We start from the raw sequence: 23934 nt of genomic DNA, 5'->3' as shown, positions 1-23934 counted from the left end.
AGAATTGCGATATGACGACGAGCAATACGGCGGCACGGGCGCTGCCGGTAGTGGACGCGCGGATCTACCCGCGCGGCGCCCTGGACATCCTCTCGCGCGTGGAAGTGGTGCGCCTGCGCGATGCGTCCAGCGGAGGGCTGCACGAACTGCTGCGGCGCTGCGCGCTGGCGGTGCTGACCAGCGGCAGCGCGTCCGACGACCCGCGCGCCGCGCGCGACCTCTATCCGGACTTCGACATCCAGGTGGTGCAGCGCGATCGCGGCGTGCGCATCGACCTGTTCAATGCGCCGGCGATGGCGTTCGTGGACGGGGAGATCATCAACGGCGTGGCCGAGCTGCTGTTCGCCGTGGTCCGCGACCTGGCCTACATGGCGATCGAACTGGGGCCGGAATCGGCCGCCGACCTGGAGTCCGGCGAAGGCATCACCAATGCCGTGTTCGGGCAGCTGCGCAACGCGCGCATCCTGCAGCCGGCCGATCCCAACCTGGTGGTGTGCTGGGGCGGCCATTCGATCTCGCGCGACGAGTATCTGTACACCAAGCAGGTCGGCTACGAGCTGGGCCTGCGCGGGCTGGACATCTGCACCGGCTGCGGCCCGGGCGCGATGAAGGGGCCGATGAAGGGCGCCACCATCGCCCATGCCAAGCAGCGCAAGCACGACAACCGCTACATCGGCCTCACCGAGCCGGGCATCATCGCCGCCGAGTCGCCGAACCCGATCGTCAACCACCTGGTGATCATGCCGGACATCGAGAAGCGCCTGGAGGCCTTCGTCCGCATCGGCCACGGCATCATCGTGTTCCCCGGCGGCGTCGGCACCGCCGAGGAGATCCTGTACCTGCTCGGCATCCTGCTGCGCGAGGAAAACCGCGCGCTGCCGTTCCCGCTGCTGCTGACCGGCCCGACCATCGCCGCGCCGTATTTCCAGCAGATCGACCGCTTCCTGCGCCTGACCCTTGGCGAGATCGCCACCTCGCGCTACGAGATCGTGGTCGGCGATCCGGTCGCGGTGGCGCGCAAGATGGCCGAGGGCATCCAGCAGGTGCGCCTGCATCGCAAGGAACACAAAGACGCGTTCTATTTCAATTGGTCGGTGGACATCCCGCTGGAATACCAGCGTCCGTTCGTGCCGACCCACGAGGCGATGGCCGCGCTCGACCTGCATCACGGGCGCCCGCCACACGCCCTGGCGGCGGACCTGCGCCGCGCCTTCTCCGGCATCGTCGCCGGCAACGTCAAGGAAGACGGCATGCGCCGCATCGAGCAGCACGGCCCGTTCGAAATCCATGGCGACGCGGACATGATGCAGGCGCTGGACGCACTGCTGCGCGCCTTCGTCGAGCAGCGCCGGATGAAGATCTCCGGCGAGTACCGGCCCTGCTATCGGGTCGTCACTTGAGGGGAAGCGGGCGCCAACGGCGCGTGCTCGGGTCGGCCCTTGCCTGGAGCGGGATGTCGATGGTCACCGCATAGCGTTCGTCGCAATCTTCGATGTGCAGGTGCGAGCAAGGATGCAGGTCGGAGATCCTCCGGCGGATCGAGGACTGTCCGATGCCGTGACCGCGGCTGTCCGGCCGCGCCTGGCGCGGTAGCGTGTCGTTGCTGACCGCGATCCGCACGCCGTCGGCGTGCCGGGCGATCGCGACGATCACCTTGCTGGCCGCCGTACGCGGTTCCACACCGTGCCGGACCGCGTTTTCCACCAACGCTTGCAGGCAGAGTGCCGGCAGGTGCAACGATGGCAGCGCACTCTCGATGCGCCACTCCACGTCGAGCCTGGGGCCTAGCCGCAACTGCTCGATCGCCAGGTAGCGGCGTGCGAGCTCGATCTCTTCCTCAAGCGGCATTTCGTGCCGACCCTGCAGGCTCGCGCGGAACAGGTCGGCCAGATCGAGCAGCAATCGCTCGGTCGCGTCGGGCTGGCTGTGCACGAGCGCCGCGCCCACGTTGAGCGTGTTGAACAGGAAGTGCGGGTGCGTACGCGCCTGCAGCGCCTCCAGCTCAGCGCGCACGGCGCGCACCGACAGCGCCTGGACACGCAGATGGTTGCGGATTGCCACCAGGCCCAGCAGCCCGGCGATGAAGGCGATGCCCATCGCATTCATGATCCCCGGCAAGGCGCCAGCCAGGGAGGGCGAGGGTGCCACGCTGCCGAACAACAGCATGAAGCAAAACTGCGCCAGTCCGGTGGAGGCGACCATCGTCAGTAGCGCGCCGCCGAGCTGCACGCCGACCGGCCATCTTTGCAGCCATCGCCGCGCCAGGTGCATGGTCAGCAGCGTGGACAGCGCGACCCATTGGATCAGCAGCGAGGCGATGCCGAATACAATCAATCGCTCGCCCGCGTTCCCAGGCGCTAGCGCCAATATGCACGCGAGGGCCTCGCCGGTGATCCATATCCCGATGATCACTGCCGGCTGTTGTAGTCCCTCCAACATGGACGGCGCATATGGTTCTGACTGTGGCATCGTGTCATTGAAGCTGGCTGAGTCCTTCATCATGCCACTCGTGCGGCGCATCATGCCGCTTGTCGCCAAGTGTTTGCCGGCCTTTGGTCGCACGATCTAAGATGACGAGGATAAATCGAGAGGGCGGGGTAATGGGCGAGGCAGACTTGCTCCCGGACGTTTGCGCGTCCCGTTCGGGGGGATTCACCTTGGTGGAGCTGATGGTCACGCTGGCGGTGCTGGCGGTGCTGGCCGCGATCGCCATGCCTTCGTTCACCTCCCTGATCAACAGTAACCGGCTGTCGGCGGCCTCTGACGACATCCTGTCCGCGCTGCAGTTCGCGCGCAGCGAGGCGATCAAGCGCAACGCGCCGGTGAGCGTCTGCGGCAGCAGCGATGGCGCCACCTGCGGCAGCGCGTCCACCTGGCAGGGCTGGCTGGTCGTGACCGGCAGCGCCGACAGCGTGTTGCAGTCCTATAAGGCGCGCTCGCCGCTCCGTGTCACCGGGCCGGTCACGCGGATCACCTATGGTGCCAACGGGACTCTGAAGACCAGCAGCGCCTTGTCAGTCATCGCTTGCATCGCGACCAACCGCCCGGCGGAGAACCAGCGCGCGGTAGCGCCGACCTCGGCCACCCGGGTCGCGGTGAGCAGCGTCAACGGCAGTGGGGTATGCCCCTCATGACTGCGCGCGCGATGACAAACCGCCGGCGGCAGGTAGGCGTGAGCCTGCTTGAGGTGCTGATCTCGGTGCTGATCCTGGGAGTGACCCTGCTTGGCATAGCCGCGATGCAGGCACGCGCGTTGAGCAACGGCCAGAGTTCGTTCGAGAACAGCCAGATGGTCATCCATACCTACTCGATCCTCGAGGCCATGCGTGCAAATCGCAGTGCCGCCACGAGCGGTGCCTACAACCTGACGATGACCTGCAGCGTGCCTTCGGCCGGCGGCACGCTGGCGTCCGCGGACATACGCGCGTGGCTCGAAAGCATGAAGACCGGGCTCAGCGGCGCCGCCAACGTTTCCACGGATACCACCACATGCGGTTCGATCGCCTGTACCAGCTCGACCTGCACGGTGACCGTGCAGTGGGACGATAGCCGGGGGCGCGCGGTGAATGCGTCCACTGCCGAGTCGGCCACAGGCACAGGCTGCACCATCCGCCAGCTGGTGACGGTGGCCCGGCTATGACCCGTGCCGTCCCGCGCCGCCGTGCTGCTATCGGCCTGTCGCTGATCGAGCTGATGATCGCAATGGTGCTGGGCCTGCTGCTGGTGGGAGCGGCGATCAGCATCTTTCTGTCCAACCAGCGGGTGTTTCGCACGGTCGAAGGCATGGGCTGGGCCCAGGATGGCATGCAGACCACCTTCGAACTGATGGCGCGCGACCTGCGCGAGGCCGGCGGCAACCCATGCGACGGAACCCTGCCGGTGGCCAATGTCATCAACAATGCCAGCAGCACCTGGTGGACGAACTGGAGCTTCCCGGTCGTCGGTTACGAAAACGGCGCATTGAGTGGAAGCGCGAGCGGGACCGACGCCATCCAGGTCCTTACCCTCGACCCCCATCTGGCTAACGTCACCGCTGCACAGAGTTCGACCAACATCACCGTGGACGATGCGAGTGGCCTGAGCGCCGGCAACACGGTGATGATCTGCGACAACACCCAGCTGGCGTTGTTCGCGGCCGGCAGCGTGACCGGCAATGTGATCAACCATGCCAGCAGCGCGAACTGCAGCAACAACAGCCTGAGCGTGCTGCCGGCGGTCTGCTCCGGTAATGCGGTGGCCTATTCCTATGGCGTGAATTCGGTGGTGAGTCGGCTGCGCGGCATCCGCTGGTACGTGGCGAGCAACGCTCGCGGTGGGCGCTCGCTGTATCGCAAGATCGACAACGGCGCGGCTGAGGAGATGGTCGAGGGGGTGCAGGATATGCAGATCACCTACCTGACCACTGGGGCCGCCGCCTACCAGACCGCGTCCACGGTCGGCCCCGCCTCGCCCCCCGACGCCGCCTGGGGCAACGTCATCGCCGCGAAGCTTGTGCTGACCGTGCGAGGCGGCGACAAGACCGGTTTCGGTGGCCAGCAACTCGACCGCACCGTCCAATACGTGATCAACCTGAGGAATCGTACGCTATGAGGGCGATCGCGCAGTCGCACGCCATCGGCCGCCGCCCCCGCGGCATCTCGTTGATCGTGGTGCTGATCCTGATGCTGGTGATGATCGTGGTGGGCCTAGCGGTGATTCGCGGGGTCACGCTGCGTGAGAAAATGAGCTCGAACATGCTCGACCGCAGCCTTGCATTCCAGTCAGCGGAAGCGGCGCTCCGGACGGGCGAGCAGGCCATCAGGACGGCGGTGGCGTCTGGCGGCAGAATCGGGGTCGATTGCAGCGGCGGCGCGTCCTGTCCGATCCCTCCGGCAGGTGCCTATACCGACGTCGGAACCGGCTGGGTCAATGCAACTTCTATCCAGTCGATCGGCGCGACGACGCCGCAGTACTACGTACAGTACCTGGGCCAACGCACTAGTCGCCAGCAGTTGTCGCTGGGCTACAGCGCCAACTCCAATCAATACGGAAGCGGCAGCAGCGCCGTGCTGCAGTCGGTCTATCGGGTGATCGCGCGCAGCCAAGATCCCACGCTGGCCGATGGCCGGTCGGTGGTGGTGCTGCAGTCGAACGTGACCGTCCAATGAGCAAGCCAATTCCCGCGATGGAAACCCGCGATATGAAACCAGGCGATCGCATGCGCCATGGCATGGCCCGATCCGAAGTGTCGCAGCGCCGGCGTACACGCTGGCTGGCGTTCGCGACGGGAGCCTTCGCGGCGCTGTGTTCGGGTAACGGCGCTTCGATCGATCTGGGCACGCGCCCGATCTCGCTGCCGACAGATATTCCTGGCGCGCTTACGCTGGTGCCTTCGGTCGAATACCCGACCATCATCAGCCAGGCCAACCTGGGGAGCTACAGCAACGCTTCGGAGTATGTGGGCTACTTCGATCCGGTCAAGTGCTACGGCTACAGCTACGACACCACGAACAAGATGTATTACTTCGTGCCGAAGTCCAAGAACAGCGCCGGCGTACATACCTGCAGTGGCTCGTGGAGCGGCAACTACTTCAACTGGGCGGCCACCCAGACCATCGACCCGTTCCGCTCCGCCCTCACCGGCGGCTACCGCATCATCGACCAGGTCGGGCTGACCGTGCTGCAGAAGGCCCGCCACGACCGCGACAGCGACTACGCCGACCGCACGATCTCCAGTTCGGTTTCCTCACTGACGCCGTTGCCATCGGGCTGGTCCAGCGTCAAGACCCGGATCAGGAGCCTGAGCCGCGAAATGTGGTTCACCGGCACCGGCAGCCTTACTACGGACGCCAGCAATGTGATCGACTACGATCCGTCGATCACCAAGCCGGATCCGACCAAGGTGTACAGGGTCTGGGTGCGGGTGAAGGTCTGCGATCCGAGCATCGGCCTGGAGTCCAACTGCACCAAGTACTCCGACACCAACTACAAGCCGGAAGGGCTGATCCAAGAATATGCGAACAAGATCCGCTATAGCATCTTTGGTTACCTGAACGATTCGACCGTTAGTCGTGATGGCGGCGTGCTGCGCGCCAGCATGAAGTTCGTCGGTCCCAACGCCTATTACCCGGAGATCGACAGCTACAGCAACCCGCGTAGGGAGTGGGATCCTGCCACCGGTGTGCTCTACAAGGATCCGGACAGCAATGCCGACAGCAGAATTGGCGTGGGAAATGTCCATAGCGGCGAACAGATCAATACCAGCGATAGCAGTAACAGCCGCAACAGCGGTGTCATTAACTACCTCAATAAGTTCGAGGAATTGACCACCAGCCAAGCCAAGTCGTTCGATCCGGTCAGCGAGCTCTACTACGCCGCGATCCGCTACTTCAAGAACCTAGGCAACGTTGCCTCCTACTCCACCCTGAGCTCGAACTTGGGCACGGCGAAGGTCCAGGCGGACTACTTCCCGGTGATCACCAGTTGGGATGATCCGATCCGCTACAACTGTCAGGTCAATGCCGTCCTCGGCATTGGCGATGTGAACACGCACCGCGACAAGAATTTGCCGGGAAATACCGCCTATCGCCTGGAGGAGCCTTCCATGCCTCCCGAGGTCGCCGCCGACACCAGCGTGAACGTCATCACCAGCACGCAGAAGGTGCTGGCGATGGAGGGGCTGGACACGACGATTTCCAACAGCTGGAGCGGCCGAAACAACTCGGCCTTCATCGCCGGTCGGGCCTACGATTCGCACACCGTGGACATGCGCCCGGACGTCGAAGGCAAGACCAACACCACCGGAAGCCAGACGGTGAGCACCTATTGGGTGGACGTGCGTGAGGCGCAAACCCTGTATGGTCCTTCCAAGAACATGTATTGGCTCGCTTCCAAGTACGGCGGCTTCACCGTGCCTTCGGGCTTTTCTCCGTACGCCTCGACCACTACCGGGTTGCAGCAGAGCTGGTGGTACACCACCCGCGACACCTTGTCCCCCAACAGTGGCGGCACCTATCCGCGGCCGGATAATTTCTATGTGGCCAGCGACGCCAAAAACATGGTCGCCAGCCTGAGGAGCGCGTTCTCCAAGATCCTCAAGGACGCCACCGGATCGGTCGCGGCGCTGGGATCGGACGCGACCGCCCTGAATACCGGTTCGGTGGTCTACCAGGCTCAATACACTGTAGGCGATGCCAATCAGTGGAAGGGCGAGCTGACCGCGTACAAGGTCGATGACGCCGCCCGTACGCAGACCGCGATCTGGAGCGCCAACGCCAAACTACCTGCCTATGCGAGCCGCAAAGTGCTGTATGCCAGCAATGGCAGCCTGGTGGATCTCACAGGGACTGTAGGTAGCCTGACCAGCGCCCAAGTCGAATACATCCGCGGCAGGCGGGACCAGGAAAAGGGTGCCGGCGGCAGCTTCCGCAATCGCCTCGGCGTGCTTGGCGACATCGTCAATTCGCAGCCGCTGTACGTCGGTACGCCCAATGCGTCGCTCTACAGCGGCAAGAGTTTCTCCGGTGCCGGCCTGTACCCCCAGTTCGCGGCCAACAAGGCCGAGCGTACCCCGATGGTGTACATCGGCGGAAACGACGGCATGCTGCATGCCTTCAATGCCAACACCGGCGTGGAGCTCTTTGCGTTCGTACCGACCGAGGCGATCTCCAAGCTCTCTTCCTCCGGTTTCACTTCTCCAGACTATACCCATGTCTATACGGTCGACGGGTTGCTGACTGCGGCCGACGTCTACCTCGGTGGCGAGTGGAAGAGCGTCCTGGTCGGCACGATGGGACGAGGGGGCAAGAGCGTGTTCGCGCTCGACGTGACCAACCCGGCCTCGCCGAGCCTTCTGTGGGAGGTGAATAGCGCCTCCCTGGGCAACGTGCTGGGCCAACCCATCATCGCCCAGGTCGCCGACGGCTCCTGGAGCGTGCTGCTCGGCAACGGCCCGAACAGTTCCTCGCAGAACGCGCAACTGGTGCGGATCGACATCGCCACCGGTACAGTGGCCTCGGTGGACACCGGGGTAGGCAGTGACAATGGCCTGAGTGGCGTCAATGCCTGGTCTTCCGACGGCAGCGGCATCGTCGACAAGGTGTACGCGGGTGATCTGAAGGGCAACCTGTGGCGGTTCAGCAAGAGCGTTAGCGGTTGGAGCGTCGGCCAGCTCTTCGCGGCAGGCAGCAGCAAGCCAATCACCGCCGCGCCGCTGGTGGCGCGCAACCCTTCGACGCTCGAAACCTGGGTGTTCGTCGGAACCGGGCGTTATCTCACCAGTGCAGATCTGGCCAACACCGACCAGCAGACCTGGTATGGCCTGATCGACAAAGACAGCACGATCAGCGCGTCCAATCTCAAGCAGATCCGGATCCTATCCGACACCACGCTCAATGGCTACAATGTGCGCACGATCGATTCGTCCACCGGTGCCGGTACCAGCGGCTGGTACATGGATTTCTACGAGACAGGTGAGCGCATGGTGGTGGCGAACTACTTCCAGGGGCTCTATCTGGTGGGCAGCACACGCATCCCGGATTCGAACGATATATGTAGCCCGAGCGGCAAGGGATACACCATGGTGATCGATCCCTTCACCGGCGGACGTTTGTCGTCGTCGTTCTTCGACGTGAACGGCGATGGCGTATTCGACAACAACGATGCTGTGAAGGGCGTTCCGGTGTCCGGCATCGGCACCAGCAAGGGATCGAGTGGGTCGACCTTCGTCGGTAGCGAGATGATTTCCAATCTGGACAACGCCTCGACGACGTCGATCTCGACCAACTCGTCATCCGGCACGGTGACGCGGGTGCAATGGAGAGAGCTGATCAATGAATGAGTCCTATGATCGCCGTCGGATGGTGGCACATCCTGGCATGGCCGGACCCGGCAATGGATTCACGCTGATCGAGCTGATGATCGTGGTGGCGGTGATCGCGATCCTTGCCGCGATCGCTTATCCGAGCTATACCGCGCATGTCGTGAAGGCGCGTCGTGCCACTGCCGCTTCCTGCTTGATGGAGCGCGGTCAGGACATGGAGCGCTACTACACCACGCATCTGACCTACGTCTCGGCGCCCGCCCTGACCCAGTGCGACGGCGTGACCGATTTCTACACGCTTTCCTTCAATGGTTCGGTCAGCGCGAAGGCCTACAGCCTTCAAGCCGTGCCCAAGGGTGCACAGCTGACGCGCGATACCAAATGCGGCACGCTCTATCTGAACCAGAAGGGCGAGCGCACCGCGAGCGTGTCCGGCACCGACCCAATGTCCTGCTGGTGAGCGGCGCGCCGCTCCGGCCGCGGCCAAGGGCCGAAGCCGGCTGCTGTAGTGCTCGTCGGGGGTGTTGATCTTTGTGCATGTAGATAGCTACAATGCGCACCCCGCCCGAATAGCTCAGCCGGTTAGAGCACTTGACTGTTAATCAGGGGGTCGTTGGTTCGAGTCCAACTTCGGGCGCCAGAAATAGCAAGGGCTTGCGGATCATCCGCAAGCCCTTTTTCGTTACACCGGTAAAATTGCCGTGAAAATCAGGCTTTTTCAGCGTTTCGCTTGGCAGGCCTGACTTGCCGCCGCCCTGGCCAAGCGGGTCCGGCCGGCGTTGTTCACGACCACCTCAGCCAGCAGGCGCCCCTTTCCGCAGATCCTGATGCTGAGGTTGCTGCCGGCGCTGCGGCCGTCCGGCAGAAAGCGCACGGCTTGTCTGCCGCTGTTCGAGATGACGGTGATGGAGGCCGCTGCCGGTGCGGTTTCCAGGCCCAGAATCCTGCCTGGGTCGGTCGGTTGCGCTTGTCGTTCCAGGTCGCGGTAGACCATCCATCCATGGCTCCAGTCGTTGTCGGCGCGGCATTTCCTGTCGCCATCCGATGGGCACACGCTGACCGGCATGCCGTAGCTGATGGCGCTGCTGCGGGCCAGGGCAAGTTGGGAACTGAGCCGATAGCTGGTGACGGCCAGGCGTTGGCGCAACAGAAGGTCCTGGAAGGCCGGTATGCCGATCGCGGTCAGCACGCAGATCATCGCCATCACGATTGCCAACTGCAGCAATGTGTAGCCTCGAACACTGGATTTCCACATGGGAGCCACCCTTCGATGGGGGGCTACCAGTCTCGGTCCCCTGGCGCAGGGGCTTGAATGAGAGGGTTCACCGTTCCCATGTAAGGAATCTTCCCGGCAGTGCGTCAGCCGAGGCTCCTGTACTCACATTCATCCCGAGGCCTGTCCATGTCCGACCGTTTCCAACTCGTATCGCCGTACTCGCCGGCCGGCGACCAGCCGCGGGCGATCGAGAAGCTGGTGGCCGGCTTCGAGGCCGGTCTGGCCAAGCAGACCCTGCTCGGGGTCACCGGTTCGGGCAAGACCTACACCATCGCCAACGTGGTCGAGGCGATCCAGAAGCCGACCCTGGTCATGGCGCCGAACAAGACCCTGGCGGCGCAGCTGTACGGCGAGTTCAAGGCGTTCTTCCCGAACAACGCGGTCGAGTACTTCGTCAGTTATTACGACTACTACCAGCCCGAGGCCTACGTGCCGTCCTCGGACACCTTCATCGAGAAGGACAGTTCGATCAACGAGCATATCGAGCAGATGCGCCTGGCCGCGACCAAGACGCTGCTGTCGCGCCGCGATGCGCTGGTGGTGGCAACGGTCTCGGCGATCTACGGCCTGGGTGCGCCGGAGGACTATCTGTCGCTGCGCCTGATCCTGTCGATCGGCGAGCATATCGAGCAGCGCCAGTTGATCAAGCATCTGACCGACCTGCAGTACACCCGCAACGAATACGAACTGCACCGCGGCACGTTCCGCGTGCGCGGCGAAGTCATCGACGTATTTCCCGCCGAGTCGGACAGCGAGGCGCTGCGCATCGAGCTGTTCGATGGCGACGTCGAGCAGCTGACCCTGTTCGATCCGCTGACCGGCGAGACCCTGCGCAAGCTGCAGCGCTACACCGTCTATCCGAAGACCCACTACGCCACCACCCGCGAGCGCACGCTCAGCGCGGTGGACACGATCAAGATCGAGTTGAAGCAGCGGCTGGAGCAGCTGTACGCGCAGAACAAGCTGGTCGAGGCGCAAAGGCTGGCGCAGCGCACCCAGTTCGACCTGGAGATGATGGCCGAGGTCGGCTACTGCAACGGCATCGAGAACTACTCGCGTCATCTCACCGGCAAGGCCGCAGGCGAGCCGCCGCCGACGCTGTTCGACTACCTGCCGGCCGACGCGCTGCTGGTCGTGGACGAGTCGCATGTCACCGTCCCGCAGATCGGCGCGATGTACAAGGGCGACCGCTCGCGCAAGGAGACGCTGGTGGAGTTCGGCTTCCGCCTGCCGTCCGCGTTGGACAACCGGCCGCTGCGTTTCGAGGAATGGGAGGCGCGTTCGCCGCGCAGCATCTACGTGTCGGCCACGCCCGGTCCGTACGAACTGCGCGAATCGGCCGGCGAGATCACCGAACTGGTGGTGCGCCCGACCGGGCTGATCGATCCGGAGGTGGAGATCCGCCCGGTCGGCACCCAGGTCGACGACCTGCTGTCGGAGATCGGGCTGCGCGTTGCCTTGGGCGATCGCGTGCTGGTCACCACGCTGACCAAGCGCATGTCCGAGAACCTCACCGAGTACCTGAGCGAACACGGGGTCAAGGTGCGCTACCTGCACTCGGACATCGACACGGTCGAGCGCGTGGAGATCATCCGCGACCTGCGCCTGGGCAAGTTCGACGTGCTGGTCGGCATCAACCTGCTGCGCGAGGGCCTGGACATGCCCGAGGTGTCGCTGGTCGCGATCCTGGATGCGGACAAGGAGGGCTTCCTGCGTTCCACCGGTTCGCTGATCCAGACCATCGGCCGTGCCGCGCGCAACCTGCGCGGCAAGGCGATCCTGTATGCGGACCGGATGACCCGTTCGATGCAGGCGGCGATCGACGAGACCGGGCGTCGCCGCGAAAAACAGGTGGAGTACAACCTCGAGCACGGCATCACCCCGAAATCGGTGGCGCGGCCGATCGTCGACATCCTGGAGGGCGCACGCGCCGACGGGGCGGTCGAGTCCAAGTCCGGCAAGGGCAAGGGACGCCGGGTGGCGGAGGAGCCGGCCGACTACCGCATGCTGGAGCCGGCGGAGGTGGCATCGCGGCTCAAGGCACTGGAGCAGAAGATGTACCAGCACGCCCGCGACCTGGAGTTCGAGGACGCGGCGCGGGTGCGCGACCAGATCAAGAAACTGCGCGACGCCAGCCTGGTCAGCTAGGTACGAGGCTGCCGGCCTCCTGCCGGCGGCTATTGTTCTTGAGCGCAAGGTGGGCTAAGATTCGCGCCCCTGCAGCGGTATGGTCGCAGCAGCGATGGGCGGTTAGCTCAGCGGTAGAGCACTACCTTGACATGGTAGGGGTCACAGGTTCGAACCCTGTACCGCCCACCACGACATGCAAGCGATGCATGCGTGGAACACGACAAGCCGGCGCCGCCGGCTTTTTTGTTGCCCGTCGTTCGGGGCGGGGAGGCTGTCGCATCGCGTGCGGCAGTGGCTCTGGCGCCTGGCTTGCTTTAGCATTGGAGCGACGATCAGGCGAGGAGGCCGTACGCATGATGGAATATCATCATACGATTCAAGTCAAAGGACGCTACCAGCTCGTGGCGTTGACGCGCGAGCCGGAATACAGCCCGGCCAACGTGGTCGGCTACACCGTGACCACCGAAGGCGGCGCGCGCCTGAATTCGCACGACCTGTCCTGGGACGAGGCGCGGGTCTGGATGGATAGCCTGGTCGAGCAGGACGGCGGCGGCGTCGGCGTGGAAAAAAAGGCGTCGAAGAGCCAGCCCGGCAGCGTGCGGCGACGCTAGAATAGGTGGCATGGTGGATCAAGGAGGATAGGGGCTTGGCCAATCGCAAAATCGTTACGGCGACGATGATCGTCGTGCTCACCGTGGTGGCCGGCTATTTCCTGTCCGGCTATCTGGTGCTGCTGCTGCTCAAGCTGGACACGCGACTGTTCGGGCTGGGCACCTACTACGAGTACGTGCATGCCATCGGCTTGCCGCAGGTCGCGCCCTATGTCGGCAAGATCAAGTGGGCCGGCTACCTGGGCTTCGGCTTGCCCGGATTGCTGTGCCTGCTGACGCTGGTCTTGATGTTCAAGCCGCGCAAGCAGGCCCTGCACGGCGACGCCCGTTTCGCTGGTGCTGCCGACCTGGCCAAGCACGGCCTGTTCAAGCAGAGCGGCAACGGCATTGTGGTCGGCAAATTCCGCGGCAAGCTGGTGCGCCTGAGCGGGCAGCAGTTTGTCATCCTGGCCGCGCCTACGCGCTCTGGCAAGGGCGTCGGTGTCGTGATCCCCAACCTGCTCGAATACCAGGAGTCGGTGGTGGTCCTGGACATCAAGCAGGAAAACTTCGATCTCACCAGCGGCTGGCGCGCCAGCCAGGGACAGGAAGTGTTCCTGTTCAACCCGTTCGCCGAAGACCGGCGCACGCATCGCTGGAATCCGCTCAGCTACGTGTCCGACGACCCGGCGTTCCGCGTTTCCGACCTGATGAGCATCGCCGCGATGCTGTATCCGGACGGATCGGACGACCAGAAATTCTGGGTCAGCCAGGCGCGCAATGCGTTCATGGCCTTCGCGCTGTACCTGTTCGAGAACTGGGACGACGAGCGCAACATCGGCTTCCCGGGCGGCCTGGGTACCCCGACGCTCGGAGCCATCTACCGGCTGTCCTCGGGTGACGGCAGCGACCTGAAGAAATACCTCAAGTCGTTGTCAGGACGGCGCTTCCTCAGCGGCAATGCCAAATCGGCGTTCTCCAACATGCTGTCGCAGGCCGAGGAAACCTTTGCGTCGATCCTGGGTACGCTGAAGGAACCGCTCAATGCCTGGATCAATCCGGTGCTCGACGCGGCCACCAGCGACAACGATTTCCTGCTGACCGACCTGCGCAAGAAGAAGATGACCATCTACATCGGCATCCAGCCCAACAAGCTGGCCGAGAGTCGCCTGATCATCAACCTGTTCTTCAGCCAGATCATCAACCTCAACACCAAGGAACTGCCCAAGAGCAACCCGGCGTTGAAGTACCAGTGCCTGCTGCTGATGGACGAGTTCACCGCGATCGGCAAGGTCGACATCATCGCCTCGGCGGTGTCATACATGGCTGGCTACAATGTCCGCCTTCTGCCGATCATCCAGAGCATGGCGCAGCTGGATGCGACCTATGGCAAGGACGTGTCGCGCACCATCATCACGAACCATGCACTGCAGATCCTCTACGCTCCGCGCGAGCAGCAGGACGCCAACGACTACTCTGAGATGCTCGGCTACACCACCTTCCGCAAGAAGAACATCACCCGCGGCAAGGATGTGACCCGTAGCGTGTCGGAAGAGAGGAGGGCGCTGATGCTGCCGCAGGAACTGAAGGCGATGGGGAACGATCATGAGGTGTTCCTGTACGAAGGCATCCCGCATCCTGTGAAGTGCGACAAAATCAAGTACTACAAGGACCGGCACTTCACCGCAAGGCTGAAGCCAAAGGTGGATGTGTCGACGCTTTCCTTGTGAAATAAGTGATGCAGTTCGCAAAATTATTGGCAATCTGGCTGGATTGAACGCTTTTTTGCTAAATGCTTGACGTGAGCTTAGCCCTGCGGCACATTCTCACGATGATGGTGTGGGGCAATTGGCAATAGGAACAGGGGCGTGGGTTTTCAGGACACACGCGAGGGTGACATGGAAAGTTTTCTGACAAATTCCGTTTTTCTCAGCGCTGACAGCCTGTCCTCGGACGTTCTTCGTCTGCAGGAGCGCGTGCGTGCGCCGGATTTACGCGGCCCCCGACTCTGTCACCAGGCTCTTGCGCCGGCTGTGTATCGCGCCGTGCCGTCCCTGTGGCGAAACCTGCAGTTCTCAGACCGTCGGCCGTTTGCCGGCCGTCCATCAAAAAACGTTTCCGCAATTTAGAGGCTCGCGTGAAAAGAACGCATATGTTTCGGATGATCGCCACTCTGAGCGCCGTTGCGCTGTTGAGCGCCTGTGCCACCAGGCCGGCGCCTGATTTCCGCGGCAGGTGGAAGCCGGTCAACCGGTTCTCCGAGTCGACGATGGAGATCCCGCTGTACTCCTCGTACGTCTACCAGGCGTCGCCGATGGACGGCACCTTGAAGACGATGCTTGAGCGCTGGGCCAGGGACTCGAACATGGAGCTGGCATACAGCATCCAGTCCGACTACACGCTCTATGCGCCAGTGGCCAAGATCAACACCACCAGCATCCAGCAGGCAGTCGCCGAACTCAGCGTGGTCTATGCGCAGGAAGGCGTCACCGTTTCCGCTGCGGGCAACCGCATTCTGGTGCAGCCTTCTTCTTCGCTGAGCGGGGGCGCGTCGCCGGCCGGCAGCGCGAAGTGACGTTACTTTCGGGCGCGCCCGTGCGCTCCCCACAGCCATATTACGAACCTGGTGAAGTCTGATGTTCGGTAAAAAACCAGTTGAGAGCGAAAGCGTCAACAAGGCGGTTGCAACGGCTGTCAACTACGAGATCAGCATCGCTGACATGGCGCGGCGCAGCGAGCGCCGTGCATGGTGGGTCGCGTTCGGCGCGATCGTCATGTGCCTGCTGTTGGGCGGCGGCTATTACTACATGCTGCCGTTGAAGGAGAAAATTCCGTATCTGGTGATGGCCGATGCCTATACCGGAACCTCTACGGTTTCCGTACTGAAGAATCCGGGCGAGGTCCGCAGCATCACCATGAGCGAGGCCTTGGCCCGAAGCAACGTGGCCCGCTTCATCACCGCCCGCGAGTCCTACGACTACGAGATGATGGGTCTCAACGACTGGAACACGGTGTTTTCGATGGCGCCGGCGGAGACCGCGGTAGGCGCCGAGTACCAGGCGCTGCATGCGCAGACCAATCCTTCGGCACCGTACTTCGTCTATGGCAAGGTCCGTTCCATCCGGGTGAATATTCTGAGCATCAACCTGCTGGGCGGCGGTGCCCAGCCTTATACCGGTGCGAATGTCCGCTTCCAGCGCAGTATCTACGACAAGAAGACCGGGCAGACCACGCTGCTGGACAACAAGTTTGCGATCATGGGCTTCCGCTATAACGGCAACGTCGTCATGAAGGACGACCTGCGCGTACAGAATCCACTGGGTTTTCAGGTCACTGACTACCGCGTCGACAACGATTACGCGGCGATTCCTGCGCCACCGCCCAGCGCGATTCAGCAGACGCCAGCCGCTACGACCGGCCAGCAACTGGTACCTGGTCAGGCGCCGGCGCAGCAGGTACCAGGCCAGCCGATGACGCAGCCGGCAGCGCCCGGGAGCAATGGCGCAATGCCCCTGCAGCAGGCACCTCCGGCCGCGCCCGGCACGGCGCCTGTCTATCCTGGTGCGCAGCCCGTCGCTGCGCCGCCGCTGCCCAACGCTGCACCTCAGAACACTGGCAATGGAGCGAACGTTCGATGAGTTTCATGACGAAAACCGGTTCGGCGTGTGCCGCGATGCTGGCATTGGCCTGGTTTGCGCCGCTTGCCTCGGCGCAGGTGGTCCAGCAGTACGAGTACGAGCCTGACAAGATCTACCAGGTACGCACTGGCCTCGGGATCACGACGCAGGTCGAACTGAGCCCGAACGAGAAGATCCTCGATTACAGCACTGGTTTTACCAGCGGCTGGGAACTGAGCCGGCGCGAAAACGTCTTCTACCTGAAGCCGAAGAACGTCGACGTCGACACCAATATGATGATCCGCACGGCTACCCATTCCTACATCCTGGAATTGAAGGTGGTCGCCACGGATTGGCAGCGGCTGGAGCAGGCCAAGCAGGCCGGCGTGCAATACAAGGTGACCTTCACCTATCCCAAGGACACCAGTTTCGCTGCGGCCACAGACGAGGTGAAGAACGAGTCTCAGCTCGATACCCGCCTGTCCAAGGATCGACATTATTATTTCGATTATGACTATTCGACGCGCTCGAAGCAGACATGGATCGTGCCGAGCAGCGTCTACGACGATGGTAAATTCACTTACATCAAGATGGATCTGACGCGCTTTCCGACAGGTAATTTTCCGGCCGTCTTCGGTCGCGAGAAGGAAAATGACGAGGATTTCCTGGTCAATACCACGGTCGAGGGTAATACCCTGATCGTGCATGGGACCTATCCTTTCCTGGTTGTCCGCCACGGCAAGAATGTTGTCGGCTTGCGTAGGAATAAGCAAAAGTGAACTCGAACATACCTCCGTCTGACGAAAATAACGGCCACGAACAGGGTCAGCCGCGTTCTCCGCAAGCCGGCGACACGGGCAAGGAAAATCCCTATTTCGCCCGCCAGCGCCAAGCTGCCGATCCGGATCTCGATGCCAACGAACCGGTGCTGCGCTCCAGCGACGTTCAGAAGCTCAACAGGAAGGCGCTGTTTTTCCTCGCCGGCATCGCGTTGTTGCTGATCCTGGCGATCTTCTGGCTGGTAGGCGGCAGCGGAACCAGCGAACCGCCGCCCAAGCCCAAGCAGGAGGCGGTCGTCGCGCCTGCGTTGCCGCAGACTGCCGCGCCGTTGCCGGCACAGCAGGCCGAACCGGTAGCGCTCGAGCAGCAGCCCAGCCTGCCGCCGTTGCCGCCGATGCCGACCGATAGCGACCCATCCAATGCGCCGGCCTCGCGGCAGGAGCGCGGCCCTTCACTGCTGGAGCGGCGCATGGCCGGAATGCAGGATTCTGGCGGCCAGCAGGGTGGCGGACTTGCCGGTATGTTGCCCGGGCAGCAGCCGGGTGGGGCAATGCAGGAGGAGCAGCAGACCTCGGCAAAGCCCATCGCCAATCCTGACGGCCTGCTGGTGCGAGGCACCTATATTCGTTGCGTGCTGGAGACGCGGATCATCACCGACTTCCCCGGTTTCACGTCCTGCATCATCACCGAGCCGGTTTACTCCATCAACGGCAGGCGCTTGCTGTTGCCGAAGGGCTCAAAGATGCTCGGCCAGTATGGTTCGTTGGAACCCACCGGTCCGCGGATGCAGGTGGTCTGGGACCGTATCACCACGCCAACCGGGATCGATGTGACGTTGATGGGACCCGGCGTCGACAACCTCGGCAGCGCCGGTCATCCTGGCCAATACAGCGCGCATTGGGCGAGCCGGATTTCTTCGGCGTTGATGATCAGCATGCTCAGCGATGCGTTCAAGTGGGCCGCGGCCAAAAATGGTCCGGCGACGACCACGGTGGGTATCAACTCGGGCGTTGTGACCGAGCAGCCGTACGAGAGCAACACCGCGCAAGCCATCCAGCGCCTGTCCGAACAGGCATTGGAGCGCCGGCGTCCTGCCACCGTGACCATCAACCAGGGCACCGTCGTCAACGTCTATGTGGCAAAAGACGTCGACTTCACCGCCGTGCTGCCGCGTTGATCGTGTAGAGACTGCATCGTGACCCTCGACGACTCCCCGACCGCGCAGATCTCCACGGATTTCCTGGATTACCAGTACTCGGTGCTGGGGATCCTGGATTACCTGAATTCGCCGGAAGTGACGGAAATCTGCATCAACCGTCCCGGCGAGTTGTACCTGGAGACGTTGCGCGGCTGGCAGAAGATGGACATCCCGTCGCTGACGTTCGATCGGGCTCGCCAGTTCTGCACGGCGGTGGTCAACGAAAGCAACACCGGCCAGCGCATCACCGATACCGATCCGGTGGTGTCGCTGACCTTCCCGACCGGGCAGCGTGCGCAGTTCGTCATTCCGCCTGCCTGCGATGCAGGCAAGGTGTCGATCACGATCCGCTTGCCGTCCAAGCACACGAAGACACTGGAGCAGTACAAGGAAGACGGATTCTTCGAGGAGATCCTGGAGCAGAAAGCGGGCGTCAGCGATCAGGATCGGGAATTGCTTGAGCTCAGGCGCGAGCGGAACTACGCCGAGTTCTTCAAGAAGGCCGTGCTGTTCAAGAAGAACGTCGTCGTCGCCGGCGCCACCGGCAGCGGCAAGACCACATTCATGAAGTCCTTGGTGAACCACATTCCCAACGAAGAACGTCTGGTCACCATTGAGGACGCCCGCGAGCTTTTCATCAGCCAACCCAATTCCGTGCATTTGCTCTATTCGAAAGGTGGACAAAGCACGAGTAACGTGACGGCCAAGAGCTGCATGGAGGCCTGCCTGCGCATGAAGCCGGATCGGATCATCCTGGCGGAGTTGCGCGGCGACGAATCGTTCTACTTCATCCGTAACTGCGCCTCCGGTCACCCTGGCTCCATCACCAGCTGCCACGCTGGCAGCATCGGCCAGACCTGGGATCAGTTGGCCTTGATGGTGAAGGCGTCATCCGAGGGGTCGGGCCTTGAGTTCTCGGTCATCAAGCGTCTGCTGATGATGACCATCGACATCGTGGTGCACATCAAGTCGCATGCCGGCCGTCGCTATATCACCGGCATCGACTTCGATCCGGAGCGCACGCTCCATGGGGGTCAATGAATATGTTCATTAAGGTGAGCTCCCATACCGCGTCGTATTGACTTTGATTTTCTCTTCGAACACGATTGTTTGCGTCATCTGCGACTCGCCAGCTATTCGCCGGCACGGTCGATGGACACAGGAGTAAGCGCGGCATGTTGCCAGGCATGGAACTATTGAGTTGCCCCGAAATGGCGGTTCCTGCCGAAGTGATGCAGCACGTCGTGCGCGTCGAGTCGTCGCGCAATCCTTTTGCGATCGGTGTGGTCGGCGGTCGCCTGGTGCGGCAGCCGCAGAACATCTCCGAAGCCGTCGCCACAGCGCGCATGCTCGAAGAAAAGGGCTACAACTTCTCGCTTGGCCTGGGGCAAGTCAACCGCTACAACCTGGTGAAGTACGGGCTGGACTCCTACGAGAAAGCTTTCAAGACCTGCCCGAACCTGCAGGCGGCCTCCAGGATCCTCGCGGAATGCTATAGCCGTTCGGGCGGCAATTGGGGGAAATCCTTCAGCTGCTACTACTCGGGCAATTTCGAGACTGGTTTCAAGCACGGCTACGTGCAGAAGGTCTACGCCTCGATCAACCAGGGGCGCGTGCAGGCTGACATTCCTGCAGGAGCGATTCCTCTGGTTTCATCCGGTGTACGCCGTATTGCTGGCGAGACTGCGAAAGCCGCGGTGGTGCGCGAACTCGATTCGGTCGTATCGCGCCGCATCGAGGCCGCAAGCCAGCTCGCGAGCGGGCTGGCGGCGCAACCGCAGCCGTCTGCGCTGTACCAGGCCGCCGCCGCGGCGCCGGTGCAGCAGCAGGCCGCAGTGGTCGCCGCCGCCGGCGGCACCGCGTTGCCGGCAGCCGCGTCCGACCCGGATCTCTACGTGATACGACCGACAGGTGCCGGCAAGGGAGTGGCCATGCCTGCGGTTAGCGGAGCCGATTCAGCTTCGCACGCGTCTGCAGGTGGTCCTCAGCCTGCTGCAGGCGCGGCCGTCCCTGGCCTGAACCGTCCGCCGCCCCCAGGCGACGGAGCTTTTGTGTTCTAGCCAGTAGCAGTAGTGCTGCCATGCGAATGGCTTTTTTCGATCCCCCCTCTGTTCCACTTAAGGAGATAGACTATGAAGTTCAACAAATCTGCAGTGAATTCGAACGCGAAGGCAGTCGGCATGGCCGCATTGAAGGCCGCGATTTTCACTGCTGCTGTGTTCGCCTCCGGCGTTGTCATGGCGGCGGATGGCGGCGGTATGTATGCCGGCGCCGACACCAAGGTTTGTAACTTTCTCGGCAAGACCAACAACATCCTGAACATGGCGTCGGTGGTTGTGGTGACGATTGCGGTCGTCTTCGCCGGCTACCAGATCGCTTTCGCGCACAAGCGCGTTTCCGAAGTGGCGCCTGTGCTGATGGGCGGCGTGCTGATCGGCGCGGCTGGTCAGTTGGCCAAGATGCTGATCGGCGATACCGGTCAGACGGAGTGCAAGGCCTCCGCAGCGATTCAGGTCATCCAGCACGTACTGCACTATGCATAAGAACGTACTTTTCCGGGGTTGCACCCGGCCCGCGATGTTTTTCGGGGTGCCTTACATCCCGTTCTTCATCGGCGCGGGCGGCGGCTTCCTGATGGGTATCTATTTCGATATGTGGCTGCTGCTGCTCATTCCGGTGATCGTCTTCGTCATGCAGCAGATGACCAAGCGCGACGAGATGATATTCAGAATGCTGGGGTTGCGCTGGATGCTCAGGATGCGAGTGCGCAACCTGCAGCGTTACTCCGGCATGTGGGTATTTTCTCCCAATGAGTACAGGAGAAATGTTCCAGGCGCCAAGCCGTAGCCCGATTTGGCCGTGTGCCTCGACCCCATGCACGAACGGTTTCGTGCATGGGGTTGTTCGGTTTCCGCACCACGGCCATCGGTGTGTGCGTACACCAGCAATTGTTCGACTGTTCCCGTCTCATCCGAGTCGGGCCTTGGCAAGACGAAATGCATTCAGAGTCATCCCACCATGTTCATTCCAGATACGTCGATCAGCGAGTTCATCCCCATCTCCACGCACGTGGCGCCTTCAGTGCTCAAGACGACGGGGGGAGACTTCATGTTGACCTGGCATCTGGGTGGGTTGCCGTTCGTCGGCCGCGAAGAGTGGGAGATCGAGCATCGCCATAATACGTTCAACCGGATGCTGCAGACCTTACGTGCGCCGGATTTCGCCAACGTGGCCTTCTGGGTGCATGACGTGCGCCGCCGCCGGCGTATCAAGTCGAGCGGAAAGTTCCGCCAGGCCTTCAATCAGGCGCTGTCGGACGAATACTATGGCGCGCTTTCTTCGCAGAAGATCATGCAGAACGAGTTGTATCTGACCATGATCTACCGCCCTGTTGTCACGGGAAAGCGGCTGATGAACAAATCGTCGGATATTGCACAGCTGCAGAACGAGCAGGATCAGGCGATCACCAAGATCATGGAGTTGGCCGGCAACGTCGAAGCCGTGTTGAAGGACTACTCGCCTTACCGGCTCAGCATGTACGAAGCCAGCAACGGCGTCGTGTTCTCCGAGGCGCTCGAGTTCTTCGGCTACCTCATCAACCGCATCGATGAGCCGGTGCCGGTGCTGCAGGCGCCGGTTCCCGCCTACCTGCCGGTCAGCAAGCACATGTTCGCCAACAAGACCGGCGACTTCGTGATCAAGACGCCTGAAGGCGTCAACCACTTCGGTGCGATCCTGAACATCAAGGAATACACCGATGGAACCTATCCGGGCATTCTGAATGGCCTGAAGTATCTGGATTTCGAATATGTCGTGACCCATTCCTTCAGCCCGATGGGGCGCCACGATGCGCTGAAGGTGCTGGACCGGACCAAGGGCATGATGATCTCGTCCGGCGACAAGGCGGTGAGCCAGATCCACGAACTGGACCTGGCGATGGACCAGCTGTCGTCGGGCAATTTCGTGCTCGGCGAATACCATTTCACCATCGCCGTCTATGCAGACTCCCAGGAAAAGCTGTCGCAGCAGACCGCGACCACACGTGCCGAGTTGTCCAACGCCGGGTTCGTCTCCACCAAGGAAGACCTGGCCATCGCGTCGTCCTTCTATGCGCAGCTTCCGGGCAACTGGAAGTACCGCACGCGCCTGGCCAATGTCAGTTCGCTGAATTTCCTTGGCCTGTCGCCGTTGCACAATTTTGCCCAGGGCAAGCGCGAGAACAACCCTTGGGGCGAGTGCGTCACCACGCTGCAGACCACCAATGGTCAGCCGTACTATTTCAACTTCCATGCCACGCATCCGGCCGAGAATTCGCTGGGCGAAAAGGCCATCGCCAACACCATGGTGATCGGCAAGTCCGGTACCGGTAAGACCGCGTTGATCAACTTCCTGCTCAGCCAGGTACAGAAATTCGATCCGATCCCGACCATCTTCTTCTTCGACAAGGACCGTGGCGCGGAGATCTTCGTGCGCGCCTGCGGCGGCAACTATCTGGCCCTGGAAAACGGCCGCCCTACCGGTTTCAACCCGTTCCAGTGCGAGCGCAGCGAGGCCAACGTGCAGTTCCTGGCCGACCTGATCAAGGTCCTGGCCGGCAAGCTCGAGTACACCTCGCGCGAGGAAGAGGACATCTTCCGCGGCGTGGAAGGCATGCTGGATACGCCGATGCACTTGCGCAGCATGACCAACTTCCGCAAGAGCCTGCCCAACATGGGCGACGACGGCCTGTATGCGCGCATGCGCAAGTGGACCGCGGGCAATTCGCATGGCTGGGTATTCGACAACCCGGTCGACACCATCGACCTGGAAAAGGCCAGCATCATCGGCTTCGACTACACCGACGTCATCGACAACCCGGAAGTGCGGGTACCGGTCATCAACTATCTGTTGCACCGCCTCGAGGCCTTGATCGACGGCCGCCCGCTGATCTACGTCATGGACGAATTCTGGAAGATCCTGGACGGCAAGGGCGGCCTCAAGGAATTCGCCAAGAACAAGCAGAAGACCATCCGTAAGCAGAACGGCATGGGCATCTTCGCCACGCAGAGCCCGGAAGACGCGCTGGCCAGCGATATCTCGGCGGCGCTGGTCGAGCAGACCGCCACCATGATCCTGTTGCCGAACCCGAACGCCAGCAAGGAAGACTACATGGAAGGTCTCAAGCTCACCGAAGCCGAGTACCAGGTGGTGGTCAATCTCGACGAACGCTCGCGCTGCTTCCTGGTCAAGCAGGGCCACGGCTCGTCGGTATGCCAGCTCAATCTGCGCGGCATGGACGATGCGCTGGCCGTCATCTCGGCGTCCACCGACAACATCGAAATCATGCACCAGGTGCTCGAGCAAAAGGCCAAGGCGCATGGCGTGGCGCCGGATGATCTAACGCCCCAGCAATGGCTGAGCGAATTTTATGCCAAGCGCAAGGGGTCCGGAAAATCCGGTCCCGCGAAGTCCTCTTCTTCCGATAACCGGGGCACGGCAGCGGTCGTCTGACTGCGTGCTTCGGTCGTCATGCGTGTGTCTCTACAAGTTCAGTGGTGAGGTAT

Annotated in this window: 21 protein-coding genes and 2 tRNA genes; 21 read left to right on the top strand and 2 right to left on the bottom strand. The window is 62.3% G+C overall.

Translation table 11 applies throughout. The features are described from left to right. The first annotated feature begins 11 nt into the window (after window positions 1–11). Window positions 12–1400 (top strand): nucleotide 5'-monophosphate nucleosidase PpnN, encoded by a 1389-nt coding sequence (gene ppnN / locus KHF85_RS12330; RefSeq protein ID WP_284566883.1) that lies wholly within the window; start codon window positions 12–14, stop codon window positions 1398–1400. On the opposite strand, the gene KHF85_RS12325 is transcribed toward ppnN, so the two are convergent. Then, window positions 1393–2499, bottom strand: coding sequence for a sensor histidine kinase (locus KHF85_RS12325; RefSeq protein ID WP_284566882.1), 1107 nt, complete (start codon window positions 2497–2499; stop codon window positions 1393–1395). The two genes, ppnN and KHF85_RS12325, sit on opposite strands and share 8 nt — an antisense overlap. 170 nt (window positions 2500–2669) lie before the next feature. Here KHF85_RS12325 and KHF85_RS12320 point away from each other — a divergent pair, with 170 nt between their 5' ends. The 7 genes from KHF85_RS12320 to KHF85_RS12290 all read left to right on the top strand — a co-directional run bounded on the left by KHF85_RS12320 (window position 2670) and on the right by KHF85_RS12290 (window position 9440). Then, window positions 2670–3134 (top strand): GspH/FimT family pseudopilin, encoded by a 465-nt coding sequence (locus KHF85_RS12320; RefSeq protein ID WP_284566881.1) that lies wholly within the window; start codon window positions 2670–2672, stop codon window positions 3132–3134. 38 nt (window positions 3135–3172) lie between these two features. Further along, entirely contained in the window at window positions 3173–3640 is a 468-nt protein-coding gene (gene pilV / locus KHF85_RS12315) for a type IV pilus modification protein PilV (protein WP_345782158.1), read from the top strand. Next, window positions 3637–4590: a PilW family protein gene (locus tag KHF85_RS12310; protein ID WP_284566879.1), complete on the top strand. Its 954-nt coding sequence runs from the start codon at window positions 3637–3639 to the stop codon at window positions 4588–4590. The genes pilV and KHF85_RS12310 overlap by 4 nt, the downstream gene beginning before the upstream one ends. Then, a complete protein-coding gene (locus tag KHF85_RS12305) occupies window positions 4587–5147 on the top strand; it encodes a pilus assembly PilX family protein (RefSeq protein WP_284566878.1) in 561 nt (186 codons plus the stop codon). The genes KHF85_RS12310 and KHF85_RS12305 overlap by 4 nt, the downstream gene beginning before the upstream one ends. Next, window positions 5144–8818 carry a pilus assembly protein gene (locus tag KHF85_RS12300; RefSeq protein ID WP_284566877.1) on the top strand — a complete coding sequence of 1225 codons (3675 nt, stop codon included), beginning with the start codon at window positions 5144–5146 and terminating at the stop codon, window positions 8816–8818. The genes KHF85_RS12305 and KHF85_RS12300 overlap by 4 nt, the downstream gene beginning before the upstream one ends. Continuing rightward, complete coding sequence (locus tag KHF85_RS12295; protein WP_080999323.1) at window positions 8811–9260, top strand: type IV pilin protein; 450 nt, start codon at window positions 8811–8813, stop codon at window positions 9258–9260. Before KHF85_RS12300 ends, KHF85_RS12295 begins: the two co-directional genes overlap by 8 nt. 103 nt (window positions 9261–9363) lie before the next feature. Continuing rightward, window positions 9364–9440 (top strand) — tRNA-Asn (locus KHF85_RS12290). A 78-nt stretch (window positions 9441–9518) separates the two neighbouring features. Here KHF85_RS12290 and KHF85_RS12285 read toward each other — a convergent pair. Then, window positions 9519–10055 (bottom strand): GspH/FimT family pseudopilin, encoded by a 537-nt coding sequence (locus KHF85_RS12285; protein ID WP_284566876.1) that lies wholly within the window; start codon window positions 10053–10055, stop codon window positions 9519–9521. 147 nt (window positions 10056–10202) lie between these two features. Here KHF85_RS12285 and uvrB point away from each other — a divergent pair, with 147 nt between their 5' ends. The 13 genes from uvrB to KHF85_RS12220 all read left to right on the top strand — a co-directional run bounded on the left by uvrB (window position 10203) and on the right by KHF85_RS12220 (window position 23881). After that, entirely contained in the window at window positions 10203–12224 is a 2022-nt protein-coding gene (gene uvrB, locus KHF85_RS12280; protein ID WP_284566875.1) for an excinuclease ABC subunit UvrB, read from the top strand. Between the two features lie 96 nt (window positions 12225–12320). Further along, window positions 12321–12395: transfer RNA gene (locus KHF85_RS12275), tRNA-Val, on the top strand. Between the two features lie 164 nt (window positions 12396–12559). Then, entirely contained in the window at window positions 12560–12817 is a 258-nt protein-coding gene (locus KHF85_RS12270) for a hypothetical protein (RefSeq protein WP_064538514.1), read from the top strand. A 65-nt stretch (window positions 12818–12882) separates the two neighbouring features. Then, entirely contained in the window at window positions 12883–14526 is a 1644-nt protein-coding gene (locus tag KHF85_RS12265) for a type IV secretory system conjugative DNA transfer family protein (protein WP_409976703.1), read from the top strand. A gap of 422 nt (window positions 14527–14948) precedes the next feature. After that, window positions 14949–15371: a hypothetical protein gene (locus KHF85_RS12260; RefSeq protein ID WP_038233241.1), complete on the top strand. Its 423-nt coding sequence runs from the start codon at window positions 14949–14951 to the stop codon at window positions 15369–15371. 61 nt (window positions 15372–15432) lie between these two features. Beyond that, on the top strand, window positions 15433–16434 hold the full coding sequence (locus KHF85_RS12255) for a VirB8 family type IV secretion system protein (protein WP_284566873.1): 1002 nt from the start codon (window positions 15433–15435) through the stop codon (window positions 16432–16434). Next, complete coding sequence (locus tag KHF85_RS12250) at window positions 16431–17192, top strand: TrbG/VirB9 family P-type conjugative transfer protein (RefSeq protein ID WP_053837132.1); 762 nt, start codon at window positions 16431–16433, stop codon at window positions 17190–17192. Before KHF85_RS12255 ends, KHF85_RS12250 begins: the two co-directional genes overlap by 4 nt. After that, entirely contained in the window at window positions 17189–18370 is a 1182-nt protein-coding gene (locus KHF85_RS12245; RefSeq protein ID WP_284566872.1) for a TrbI/VirB10 family protein, read from the top strand. Before KHF85_RS12250 ends, KHF85_RS12245 begins: the two co-directional genes overlap by 4 nt. Before the next feature lie 18 nt (window positions 18371–18388). Further along, a complete protein-coding gene (gene virB11 / locus KHF85_RS12240; protein WP_003478787.1) occupies window positions 18389–19432 on the top strand; it encodes a P-type DNA transfer ATPase VirB11 in 1044 nt (347 codons plus the stop codon). Between the two features lie 134 nt (window positions 19433–19566). After that, window positions 19567–20451: a lytic transglycosylase domain-containing protein gene (locus KHF85_RS12235; protein WP_345782157.1), complete on the top strand. Its 885-nt coding sequence runs from the start codon at window positions 19567–19569 to the stop codon at window positions 20449–20451. Window positions 20452–20523: 72 nt separating this feature from the next. Beyond that, entirely contained in the window at window positions 20524–20934 is a 411-nt protein-coding gene (locus tag KHF85_RS12230; RefSeq protein ID WP_284566871.1) for a TrbC/VirB2 family protein, read from the top strand. Next, a complete protein-coding gene (locus KHF85_RS12225) occupies window positions 20927–21238 on the top strand; it encodes a VirB3 family type IV secretion system protein (RefSeq protein ID WP_080998910.1) in 312 nt (103 codons plus the stop codon). Before KHF85_RS12230 ends, KHF85_RS12225 begins: the two co-directional genes overlap by 8 nt. Window positions 21239–21409: 171 nt before the next feature. After that, window positions 21410–23881 (top strand): VirB4 family type IV secretion/conjugal transfer ATPase, encoded by a 2472-nt coding sequence (locus KHF85_RS12220; protein WP_284569546.1) that lies wholly within the window; start codon window positions 21410–21412, stop codon window positions 23879–23881. Window positions 23882–23934 lie beyond the last annotated feature (53 nt).

It is taken from the genome of Xanthomonas graminis pv. graminis, assembly GCF_030168915.1.
GTDB classification, from domain to species: domain Bacteria; phylum Pseudomonadota; class Gammaproteobacteria; order Xanthomonadales; family Xanthomonadaceae; genus Xanthomonas_A; species Xanthomonas_A translucens.
The sequence above is the reverse complement of the archived record's forward strand: the minus strand, read 5'-3'. Positions and strand labels throughout refer to the sequence as shown.